This is a genomic window from Xanthomonas sp. LMC-A-07, from assembly GCF_030208825.1.
GTDB lineage: Bacteria > Pseudomonadota > Gammaproteobacteria > Xanthomonadales > Xanthomonadaceae > Xanthomonas > Xanthomonas campestris.
Window position 1 is genome coordinate 690,539 of record NZ_JARVTF010000008.1, and the last position, 10,788, is coordinate 701,326.

General features: G+C 65.9%; 7 protein-coding genes, 3 other RNA genes and 1 pseudogene. 4 read left to right on the top strand and 7 right to left on the bottom strand.

The genetic code is table 11. From position 1 onward, the window contains the following. Window positions 1–20: 20 nt before the first annotated feature. From QRM89_RS10415 to QRM89_RS10430, 4 genes and pseudogenes are all read right to left on the bottom strand, one after another. Window positions 21–497, bottom strand: coding sequence for a MarR family transcriptional regulator (locus QRM89_RS10415; RefSeq protein ID WP_103700869.1), 477 nt, complete (start codon window positions 495–497; stop codon window positions 21–23). Between the two features lie 766 nt (window positions 498–1,263). Continuing rightward, the gene (locus tag QRM89_RS10420) at window positions 1,264–2,505 is read right to left on the bottom strand and encodes an HD-GYP domain-containing protein (RefSeq protein ID WP_225042994.1); all 1,242 of its coding nucleotides are present in this window, start codon (window positions 2,503–2,505) and stop codon (window positions 1,264–1,266) included. A 148-nt stretch (window positions 2,506–2,653) separates the two neighbouring features. Beyond that, a pseudogene (locus QRM89_RS10425) lies at window positions 2,654–3,966 on the bottom strand (aromatic acid/H+ symport family MFS transporter). Window positions 3,967–4,426: 460 nt separating this feature from the next. Then, a non-coding RNA gene (locus tag QRM89_RS10430) (sX9 sRNA) lies at window positions 4,427–4,503 on the bottom strand. A gap of 351 nt (window positions 4,504–4,854) precedes the next feature. Here QRM89_RS10430 and QRM89_RS10435 point away from each other — a divergent pair. After that, a complete protein-coding gene (locus QRM89_RS10435; RefSeq protein ID WP_285447954.1) occupies window positions 4,855–5,400 on the top strand; it encodes a gamma carbonic anhydrase family protein in 546 nt (181 codons plus the stop codon). Between the two features lie 82 nt (window positions 5,401–5,482). Beyond that, complete coding sequence (locus tag QRM89_RS10440; RefSeq protein WP_119961062.1) at window positions 5,483–6,379, top strand: DUF2167 domain-containing protein; 897 nt, start codon at window positions 5,483–5,485, stop codon at window positions 6,377–6,379. Window positions 6,380–6,777: 398 nt separating this feature from the next. Here QRM89_RS10440 and QRM89_RS10445 read toward each other — a convergent pair whose 3' ends face one another. Then, window positions 6,778–7,044, bottom strand: coding sequence for a YkgJ family cysteine cluster protein (locus tag QRM89_RS10445; RefSeq protein ID WP_115556955.1), 267 nt, complete (start codon window positions 7,042–7,044; stop codon window positions 6,778–6,780). A gap of 76 nt (window positions 7,045–7,120) precedes the next feature. On the opposite strand from QRM89_RS10445, the gene QRM89_RS10450 reads away from it, so the two are divergent. Together QRM89_RS10450 and ilvD are read left to right on the top strand one after the other, a co-directional pair. After that, a non-coding RNA gene (locus QRM89_RS10450) (sX9 sRNA) lies at window positions 7,121–7,195 on the top strand. A gap of 260 nt (window positions 7,196–7,455) precedes the next feature. Next, on the top strand, window positions 7,456–9,294 hold the full coding sequence (ilvD, locus tag QRM89_RS10455) for a dihydroxy-acid dehydratase (RefSeq protein WP_014509320.1): 1,839 nt from the start codon (window positions 7,456–7,458) through the stop codon (window positions 9,292–9,294). A 121-nt stretch (window positions 9,295–9,415) separates the two neighbouring features. Here the strand turns inward: ilvD and QRM89_RS10460 are convergent. Both QRM89_RS10460 and QRM89_RS10465 read right to left on the bottom strand, forming a co-directional pair. Then, window positions 9,416–9,485: non-coding RNA, sX9 sRNA (locus tag QRM89_RS10460), on the bottom strand. 76 nt (window positions 9,486–9,561) lie between these two features. Beyond that, complete coding sequence (locus QRM89_RS10465) at window positions 9,562–10,545, bottom strand: integron integrase (RefSeq protein WP_285447955.1); 984 nt, start codon at window positions 10,543–10,545, stop codon at window positions 9,562–9,564. Between the last annotated feature and the right edge of the window lie 243 nt (window positions 10,546–10,788).

Here is a 10,788-nt window from a genome sequence, read left to right on the forward strand (position 1 = left end):
CGATGCGCGCGCGTGGTCGGTTACAGCGTGTCGAGGCGATCCAGGCGATCGAGTGCACGCAGCAACGGCGCTTCGCTGGGGCCGAGCACGACGCTGAGCTGCTGTTCCATGCGCAGCACCTCCGCTTCGGCCTGCGCCAGCAGGCTGGACCCGGTGGCGGTCAAGGACAGATGCTGCATGCGACGGTCCTGGCGCCCACGCACCTGCCGCAGCAGGCGCCGCTTCACCAGACGTGCCACCACGATGGCCAGATTCGGCGCCGAGACATGCAGCACGTCGCCGATCTGGCGTTGATTGATGCCCGGGTTGCCATCCACCAGCATCAGCAGCGAAAAATCGACCGGCTTGAGCTCGAAGGCCGCCACGCAATCCTGGAACATGCGCCGCACCAGCAGCTCGGTGCGGGTGATGCGGTAGCCCAGCAACCGCAGCAGGCGCGCCTGGTCCACCGTGGCAACAGGATCGGGGAGCAGCACGGCGCTGGACGTTGCAGGCATGTGGATTCTCGCGACAAGGGCCATCACCGAACCAGGGAGCGGCGCGCCAGGCGCCTGCAACGCCGGCCCGCGACGTGAGCCGCATTGTAGACGTGGCGGGGCGTGCCGGTATCGCTTGCGTTGCCCGGTCAGCCTGCTGTGCCGACCACAGCGGCAGCGCGCCGGCCGCTGCAGTGCCCATGCTGGAGACCACGCACCGGCGCCGCACTGGCGGCAAAAAAGCGGAATGGTCCAGGTGCGGGTACGGCATAGGGATCCGGGCGCCAATGATTGCGTTCCGGAATAGTTATGCACCATAACTACATTGCCAAGCTGCAGCGCAGCATGGTCGCGCTCGCTAGGCGCCGTGCTGGCGGCCGCTGGTTGTGGTGAGCGCCTGTCCAGACGAGGCAAAGCCCACGTCATGGCAAGCGCCTGAGGCCGTGATCGCGCTGGCCGGGGAGGGCCAGGCGCACCGCGGGCTGCGACGGCTGCGACGGCTGCGACGGCAGCGCGGCCGGGCCGCAGGCAGTGCCGGGCTGGTGGCGCATGGTGAACTCTTGGGGGCATGCAGCAGCGTCGCGCCGCTGCAGCATCCGACCGACGACGGCCGCAGCGCGAGCTACAGGGGCGCGTGACGCACAAAGCCCTGGAGGAGCGCGCCTGGGCGCGATAAAGCGCCACGCGGCCCGCGGCTGCGCGCAACGCTGATCCGGCACACGGCCCGGCGATCACTACCACGCGAACGCTAGCAGCACCCTGCACAGCGTCAAACGTGCGAGAGGCCTTACGGCAGCCAGAGCTTCTCAAGATCGCGGAAGCCCCAATCAGTGGGGCTTTCCATCTGCACGATGCGGTCCTGGCACTCCGCACGCGACAGATCGATGTCCTGCACCAGCACGTGGCTACGCAGCTTGGCCGAATAGAACACCCGTACCTTCGGCTTGAGCAGGGACTCGGCAGCCTGCTCGATCACCACCGCCAGCTTCTGCGACTCCAGCCGCACCAGCGAGCCCACCGGGTAGATGCCCAGCCGCCGCACGAAGGCCTGGAACACCACCGGGTCGAAGTGCCCCGTCCACGAGGCCATGCGCTTGAGCGATTCGGCCGGGTCCCAGCCGCGCTTGTAGGGCCGGTCAGAGCTGATCGCATCGTAGACATCGCACACCGCGCCCATGCGCGACATCAGCGAGATCTCTTCGCCTACCTGGCCCTTTGGGTAGCCACTGCCATCCATCTTTTCGTGGTGATGCATGGCGATTTCCAGCACCACCGCGTTCTGCACGCCGCCGGCCAACAACAGGCGATGGCCATCCAGCGGATGCCGGCGGATGACGTCCATTTCTTCGTCGGTGAGCTTGCCGGGCTTGTTGAGGATATCCAGCGGCGTCACCGCCTTGCCCATGTCGTGCAGCAGGCCGCCCATCGCCGCCTCCACCACCTGCGCATCGGGCAGGCCGAGCTGGCGCGCCAGCCCGCTCATCAGGCCGGCCACCGCCATCGAATGCAGGTAGGTGTAGTCGTCGGCGGTCTTGAGCCGCGCCACGCTGATCAAGGCCTGCGGATGGCGCAGCACCGAATCGTTGATGGCCTCCACCAGCGGCATCGCCGCCTCGGTGTCGACAGTGCGGCCCAGCCGCACGTCGCGAAACATTTCTTCCACCACGCTGCGGCCGTCTTCAAAGATGCGGCGCGCGCGCACGACTTCGGCCTCGATGCCCACCTTGGGCGCAACGTTAGCGGCGCGTGCGGCGCGTTCGACAGGCGCAGCGGCCGGGTGTTCGGAGACTACAGGCGCAGGCGCCGGCGGAGCGGGCTCTTCCACTGCGGCGGGCGCAGCCGCTTCCACGTCCAGCCCACGTGCGGTATCGATCACCAGCTGCTCGATGCGGCTGTCGTGGATCTTGCCTACATCGTCGGCATCGACCAGGAAGGAGGTCTTCCAGAACGGATGGTGCACCCACGCGCCCAGCAGCTTGTAGACATACATGCCGGGGCGGAGTTGGTCGGAGTCGATGGTTCTGAGCATGCCGGCGCTGGTCTGCAAGTGGTCCGCGTAGCGCCCACCACAGGCGTGGCGGGTCTGCTGAGTTATCGGCAGCCGCGCAGAATTCTTTGGGGCGGGCGCAACCGCAGCCGCTTCACCAGCCGGCAATGGGCAACGCCTGCTGAGCAGTTCAGCGCTCCGGCAGGCGCATCGCCACCACCGCGGCAGCGGCGAACAGCAACGGCACGCCGCAGGCCAGATACAACATGGCCGGCGACCACCCGGCATCCAGCAGCACCCCGGCGCACAGTGGCGACGCAATCGCGCCCAGCCGCCCGATCCCGATCGACCAGCCCATGCCGGTGGAGCGCACCGCCGCGGTGAACACCACCGGCGCCACCGCATACAGCCCACCCATCGCTGCCGTCAGCGCGGCACCGGTCAGCAACGCGGTGGCAAATGCCCAACTCAGCACCGTGCTGCTCAACCCGAATGCGACCATCCCCACCGCCACCAGCACCAGCGCGCCGGCGGTGAGCCACGACAAGCGGCCATGTAGGGCCAGCCAACTGAACAGCGTGCCGCCCACAATGCCGCCCAGATTCAACAGCACCCCACCGGTGACGCCCTGGGCGGCCGACAGGCCCGCGGTGACCAGCAGTTTTGGGGTCCAGCTGAGCACGAAGTAGAACGCGAACATCAACAAGAAAAATGCCAGCGCGATCAACAGCGATTGCCGCCGCAGCGCACCTACGAACAGAGCCGCATACCCCTGCACCTGCCCGGCTGCCTGCGCAGGTGGCAGTGGCAACTGCGGATGCGGCGGCATCCCCATGCGTGCCAGCACCGCATTGAAGCGCGCCTGCGCGTTGGGCGGCCGGCGGGCGATCAGGAACTCCAGCGATTCGGGCAAATAGGCCAGCACCAGCGGGACGCAGAGCAACGCGCCGAACGCGCCAAGCCAGAACACCGATGGCCAGGACCAATGCTGCAACAGCAGCGCGGCGATCGCGCCCCCAATCGTCGCCCCGACCGGGTAACCGGTGGCCTGCAGCACCGTTGCCGTGCTGCGCCAGCGTGCAGTGGAATATTCGGCGGCAGTCACCGCCACGCAGGCCAGCATGCCGCCGATGCCGACACCGGTGAACGCCCGCAGTGCGCCCAGCTGCCAGGCATTGCCTGCCAGTGCGGATGCGCCCATGCCGACAGTCAGGATGGCCAGACACACCAGGATCAGCGCACGGCGGCCAATGCGGTCTGCCCACGGCGCCAGCACACCAGCGAGCCGACCGCCATGCCGACCAGCCCGGCACTGAACAGCGCTCCCAGCAGCTTGCCGGACAACTGCCAGTCCGCCGACACGTGCGGGGCGGTGAACGCCATCGCCATCACGTCGAAGCCGTCGAGCATTGTCAGCAGCACACACACCGCCACGGCTCTCCACTGGAACGGCGTCATGCGCTCCAGAACAAAGTGCGCGGAAGTTGGCGTGCTTTGAAGCATTGGCGTGTCCTGTGAGGGGGGCTGATGTGGCGCAGCGGTGGCACAGGTGCATCCACGCTGAGCGATGGGAAAACGCGCGGACGCACCCTCGAAAACAGTGTGTGTTGCGACAGACGCAACCGATACGTCGCAATGGCCTGCACGCTAGGCCGATTGCGGGTGTCGTTCAAGGCCGATCCCCGCAGTGGTGTGCGCTGATCGGATGTAGACCCAATGAGCTTCGCTTGCGCGGCGCCAGGTTCGGATGTGTTGTCTGCTTGTGTGGTGCGCCTCAAGCATGGAGCACGACGGGCAACCGGATCCTGCGCGGTAGCATCGTTCGTCGCCGCATCGCTACCGCGTTAGCTGTTCGAGATCGCTCTGACGCACGTGTGCGGTGATTGCCCGCACTGTCGCGCGACCTTGCGCAACGCACGTGTCGGCGAATAGCAACGCGACAGCGATCCATGCGACTTAGAGCGGCTGACAAAACGGGGCGAACAATCGTCAGGTGGTTATGGACTAAGTGCTCAGAATCAGAGCGTACGAGCGGCACATGCCGATTCCGCTAACCGGACGCGCCCGCCTGGCGGTCGCGCACTAGTTTTGTCAGCTGTTCCTGACCAGGCACGCATTGTGGTTAGCGGACGCGCTGCGTCCCCCGTCAGATCGCCAGATACACCGCATGCCCAAGCAACAGCATCGCATATGACTTCAAACGCGCGACTCACTTGCAGCGATACACACAGCTTCACCCAACACGCATCGAGATGCACCGCTTCCAAGCATTCGCAACCCGCATCCATGCACCGGCATCCATCGCGCAGCACCGCCGCAGCAATACGCACCGCACAGGTATCATCCACCTGTGCCCGCAGTCGGCGGCACGCTAACTTGCAGGAGAGTGCCGTGACCCCGATTCGCCCGTTTCTGGAACACACCCCGCAGCTGGGCGCGCGCGTCTATGTCGACCCGGCCTGCACCATCATTGGCAAGGTGCAGCTGGGCGACGACGTGTCGGTATGGCCCGGCACGGTGATTCGTGGCGACGTCAACCATGTGCAGATCGGCGCGCGCACCAACGTGCAGGATGGCACCATCATCCACGTCAGCCACCACAGCCCGTTCAACAAGGGCGGCTACCCGACCGTGATCGGCGAAGACGTCACCGTGGGCCACGGCACCATCCTGCATGCCTGCACCATCGAAGACCTGTGTCTGATCGGCATGGGCGCCTGCGTGCTCGATAACGCCACTATCAAACGCTACGGCTTTGTCGGTGCCGGCGCGGTGGTGGGCCCGGGCAAGGTGGTTGGCGAAGCGGAATTGTGGCTGGGCAATCCGGCCCGGCTGGCGCGCCGCCTCAGCGAACAGGAGATCGAAAGCCTGCATTATTCGGCGCAGCATTATGTGCGGCTCAAGGACCAGTATCTGGGCGCGGCCAGCGCGGGCTGACCCCGTTGTCTGCCATGTGAACGCGTGGCAGAATCGGCGGCCTGCGGCGTGGGGACGCTGCCATCGAATGGATTCGACCTTCATGCACACCACCGTTGTCCTGCGCGGCCTGCTGGCCGCTTGCCTGCTTATCGCAAGCCCGCTGCTGTTCGCCATCCCGGCCGACGCCGTCGACGAAGCGCAAGTGCTGGCTGCGCTGCAGTACCGCGATGGCCACATCGCCGTGCCGCAGGCCAAGGCGCATTTCGATCTGGACCCGGCCTTCCGTTACCTGGACAAGGCCGACACGCGCCGGGTGCTCGAACAGCTGTGGGGCAACCCGCCCGACGACAGCGTGCTGGGCATGATCGTGCCGCGCACGCCTGCGCTGGATGCACCAGACAGCTGGGCGGTGGTGGTGACCTATAGCGATGAGGGCTATGTGTCCGACGAGGATGCCGCCAAGATCGACTACAGCGAACTGCTGGCCGACATGCAGAAAGGCACCGCAGAAGAAAACGCCGCGCGGCGCGAACAGGGCTACGGCACGGTCGACCTGCTCGGCTGGGCGGTACCGCCGCGCTACGACGCCGGCAGCAAGAAGCTCTACTGGGCCAAGGAGCTGCGCTTCGACGGCGCCCAGCAGCACACGCTCAACTACGACATCCGCGTGCTGGGCCGTAGCGGCTATCTCAGCCTCAACGCCGTCGCCGGCATCGGCCAGCTCGACCAGGTGCGACAGGGCATGCAGCAGCTGCTGCCGATGACCGAGTTCGACCAGGGCGCGCGCTATGCCGACCACAACCCCTCCACCGACAAGATTGCCAGCTATGGCCTGGCCGGCCTGATCGGCGGCGGCCTGGCGGCCAAGGCCGGGCTGTTCGCCAAGCTGGGCCTGCTGCTGGCCAAGGGCTGGAAGCTGGTGTTGTTCGGCGTGCTGGCGCTGGGCGCCGGCATCAGGCGGGTGTTCGCCGGTCGCAAGGCGAACGGCAACGGTTGAACGCGGGGCTGGCGCTGCTTCGCCATTCTCCATCGGCTTCGTGGCTTGGCAGGTGTTTCCCGCCTGCCGCGTTTTGAAACGCGATAGTTGCTGGTGGCACTGCGCTGTGCGGCAATGGTCAGGCTGACCGGCTGGCATCTGTGCAAGTGCAGGCCCAGAAGGCAGCCTGGTCACCGCGCCCGGCTACGGCGGATGCACCGCATGCGGCAACGCTGCGCGGCATGCAGTGTCTAGGTTGGCGTGTCCATCAGAGCGATGCGCCGGTCGATCACATCGCTGCCAGCTTTGCCCGGATTGACCTGGAACGCGCAAAGCGGCGCAGCTAAGCCGCAGCGATCCCTGCAGTTCCAGCGCGGCGCTCCAGTCAGCCGTGCGCAACGGCACGACGCGCCTGACATTCAAGGCTGTGTCGCGCGCTCCAGGGCGGCGAGCATCGCCAGCGCCTGCGTCCGCGAGCTGCCGCACATCTCCACTGAAGGACGCAGGCTGGCGCAGACCGCCGGGCGGCTCGGCTGCCCGAACAGGCGGCAGCCCCACTGCGCATCCAGCTGCACGCACGGCACACCGGCCGGCTTGCCCTGCGGCATGCCCGGAATCGGCGAACTGATGGACGGGGCAATGCAGCACGCGGCACAGCCGGCGCGGCACGAAAGGGTGGAGGTCATGCGCACAGTCTAAGAGCAGCTATCAAAAAACTACTGCGCAGCCGCCAGGCGGGCGCGGCCGGTGCTCGGAATCCTCATGTACCCACGTACATTCCGGTTCCTCCGCGCCGTCCGCACCCACCTGACAACTGCTCGCTACGTTTTGTTAGCCACTCTAAACCGCGGCCGCTCGCGCGCAGTTGCGAGCGCCTGCGCTATTGCTGCGCACGGATGAACCGTTTGGCGCAGCGGGGTGGCGTGCTCGACGTTTGATGTCATCGCCCCAATGGCAGTCACGTTTGGCCGCCCGTTCACCCGGCAGCTGCGTGCTACCGTGCGAGATCACCGGAACGCGCCGCGACGGTTGCAGCAGCAACAGTCCTGGCGCGGTCTAATTGCCAGCCACCGCTCGCTCACGTTGTCGATCCCGCCATGCCCGAATACCGCTCCAAGACCTCCACCCACGGCCGCAACATGGCGGGCGCCCGCGCACTCTGGCGCGCCACCGGCATGAAGGATGGCGATTTCCACAAGCCGATCATTGCCATCGCCAATTCGTTCACGCAGTTCGTGCCCGGGCATGTGCACCTGAAGGATCTTGGGCAACTCGTGGCGCGTGAGATCGAACGTGTCGGCGGCGTAGCCAAGGAGTTCGACACCATCGCCGTGGACGACGGTATCGCGATGGGCCACGACGGCATGCTGTACTCGCTGCCCAGCCGCGAGATCATCGCCGACTCGGTCGAGTACATGGTCAACGCGCATTGCGCCGACGCGCTGGTGTGCATTTCCAACTGCGACAAGATCACCCCCGGCATGTTGATGGCCGCCTTGCGCCTCAACATCCCGACGGTGTTCGTCTCCGGCGGGCCGATGGAAGCCGGCAAGACCAAGCTGGCCGACCATAATCTGGATCTGATCGACGCGATGGTGATCGCCGCCGACGACAGCGCTTCCGATGAAGAAGTCGCCGAGTTCGAACGCAGCGCCTGCCCCACGTGCGGCTCGTGCTCGGGCATGTTCACCGCCAATTCGATGAACTGCCTCACCGAAGCGCTGGGTCTTTCATTGCCCGGCAATGGCACCGTAGTGGCCACGCATGCCGACCGCGAGCAGCTGTTCCTGCGCGCCGGGCGCGTGGCGGTGGAGCTGTGCCACCGCTGGTATGGCGGCGAAGACCCCACCGCACTGCCGCGCGGCATCGCCACCTTCGAAGCGTTCGAAAACGCGATGACGCTGGACATCGCCATGGGCGGCTCCACCAACACCATCCTGCATTTGCTGGCTGCCGCTCAGGAAGGCGAGGTGCCGTTCGGCATGCGCGATATCGACCGCCTGTCCAAGCGCGTGCCGCAGCTGTGCAAGGTGGCACCGAACACGCCCAAGTACCACATCGAAGACGTGCACCGTGCTGGCGGCATCATGTCCATCCTCGGCGAACTGGCACGTGGCGGCTTGCTGCACACCAATGCAGCCACCGTGCACACACGCACCCTGGCCGACGCCATCGCGCAATGGGATGTCACCCAGGTCGACGACGACAAGGTGCATACGTTCTACAAGGCCGGCCCGGCCGGCATTCCCACGCAGATTGCGTTTAGCCAGGCCACGCGCTGGGACACCCTGGACACCGACCGCAGCGAAGGCTGCATCCGCGATGTTGCGCATGCGTTCTCGCAGGAAGGCGGCCTGGCGGTGCTGTACGGCAATATCGCCCGCGATGGCTGCGTGGTGAAGACCGCCGGCGTGGACGAATCCATCCATGTCTTCGAAGGCAATGCCCGCGTCTACGAGAGCCAGGATTCGGCAGTGAAAGGCATCCTCGCCGACGAAGTCAAAGCCGGCGACGTGGTGGTGATCCGCTACGAAGGCCCCAAGGGCGGCCCCGGCATGCAGGAGATGCTCTACCCCACCAGCTACCTGAAATCCAAGGGCCTGGGCAAACACTGCGCACTACTCACCGACGGCCGTTTCTCCGGCGGCACCTCGGGCCTGTCGATCGGCCACGCCTCGCCGGAAGCCGCCGCAGGCGGTGCGATCGGCCTGGTGCGCAACGGCGACAAGATTCTCATCGACATCCCCAAGCGCTCGATCGACCTGCTCGTCTCCGACGAAGAACTGGCCGCACGCCGCACCGAGCAGGACGCCAAGGGCTGGAAGCCGGTGGAAGTGCGCCCACGCAAAGTCACCACCGCGCTGAAGGCTTACGCGTTGCTGGCGACCAGCGCGGACAAGGGCGCGGTACGCGACAAGGCGATGCTGGACGGCTGAGGCATTGCGATGAAGACCGCGGATATTTAGCGGTCTTCGTCGTATCCCGGCATCGGACGGTGGAAGGGACTTCCTTCCCGATGCCTGACTGCAAACCCAGCGTGGGGTAGCTTTTTAGAGCCGCTAACAAAACGTAGCGAGCAGCCATCAGGTGGGAGGACAGCGCTCGGAACCGGCGCGTACGGGGGAATGCCGACGCCGGGCACCGGCCGCGCACGCCTGGCGGCCGCGCAGTCGTTTTGATCGCTGCTCTTATTGGCGGCAACCTCACCCACCGCTGAGATGCAGCCCATCCAGCGGGCTGCGCACCGCCGACGCTCCGCGCCCCAGCACATGCGTGTAGATTTGCGTGGTTGCCACGTCCTTGTGGCCCAACAGCTCCTGCACAGTGCGGATATCGTGGCCGGCCTCCAGCAGATGCGTGGCGAACGAATGCCGCAGGGTGTGGCAGGTCGCCGGCTTGTCAATCCCCGCACGGCGCCGTGCCGCCTGTACCGCACGCTGGAGGATCTCCTCCGATACGTGATGCCGACCAACTCGGCCACTGCGCGGATCCACCGATCGACGCGCGGCGGGGAACAGATACTGCCAGCCGGGCTCGACATCGGCCGTGGGATACTTGCGCGCCAACGCATGCGGCAGGAACACCTGTCCTGCTCCCTCGGCGAGATCAGCGGCATGCAGTAGCAGCGCCCGCTCGCGCTGCTGCATTAATTCCCCTCGCAGGCTGCGCGGTAGCGGCACCCGCCGATCCTTGCCGCCTTTTCCGTCGCGCACCACGATCTCGCAACGCACCATGTCCACATCCTTGATTCGCAACCGCAGGCATTCCAGCAACCGCATCCCGCTGCCGTAGAGCAGCCCCGCCATCAGCCGACACGCCCCCTCCAGCATCGTCAGCAGGCGCGTCACCTCCTCGACCGAGAGCACCACCGGAATGCGCCGCGGTCGCTTGGCGCGCACCAGGTTCTCCATCCAGGGCAACTCCACGCCCAGGATCTCGCGATACAGGAACAGCAGTGCCGCCAGCGCCTGATTCTGCGTGCCGGCCGACACCTGGCCCCGCGTCGCCAGGTCGGTGAGAAACGCCTCGACCTCTGCCTGCCCCATCTGCGCTGGATGCCGTTTACCCTTGGCCAGGATGAAGCGTCGGATCCAGCCCACATACGCCTGCTCGGTGCGCAGGCTGTAGTGGCGAAGCCGCAGCCGACCACGGACCTGATCCAACAGCTTGGGGGTCAGACGCGTCATTACGCCTGCATCGTCACGGGTGTAACTCATACGCCGGCTCAAACGTCGGATAACGCAAGCAGCATTGACGTCAAGATTGTCGGTTGCTATCCGACAAGTCACTGTTACGGAATAGGAATTCCCCCTTCCCAGACCTCCGGCCTTCGTCGATACTTGCCGCAACACCGCTTTTAGGCGGTCCAATAGTAGTTAGGCGCCAAAAGGAGATTTTCGTGACTGGAGCCGTACTCAGCATTACCGCCA

What these genes read in the sequence shown, in the direction of transcription:
- QRM89_RS10415 (WP_103700869.1), bottom strand. Translation starts at nt 497, where the DNA reads ATGCCTGCAACGTCCAGCGCCGTGCTGCTCCCCGATCCTGTTGCCACG.
- QRM89_RS10420 (WP_225042994.1), bottom strand. Translation starts at nt 2,505, where the DNA reads ATGCTCAGAACCATCGACTCCGACCAACTCCGCCCCGGCATGTATGTC.
- QRM89_RS10440 (WP_119961062.1), top strand. Translation starts at nt 5,483, where the DNA reads ATGCACACCACCGTTGTCCTGCGCGGCCTGCTGGCCGCTTGCCTGCTT.
- QRM89_RS10445 (WP_115556955.1), bottom strand. Translation starts at nt 7,044, where the DNA reads ATGACCTCCACCCTTTCGTGCCGCGCCGGCTGTGCCGCGTGCTGCATT.
- ilvD (WP_014509320.1), top strand. Translation starts at nt 7,456, where the DNA reads ATGCCCGAATACCGCTCCAAGACCTCCACCCACGGCCGCAACATGGCG.
- QRM89_RS10465 (WP_285447955.1), bottom strand. Translation starts at nt 10,545, where the DNA reads ATGACGCGTCTGACCCCCAAGCTGTTGGATCAGGTCCGTGGTCGGCTG.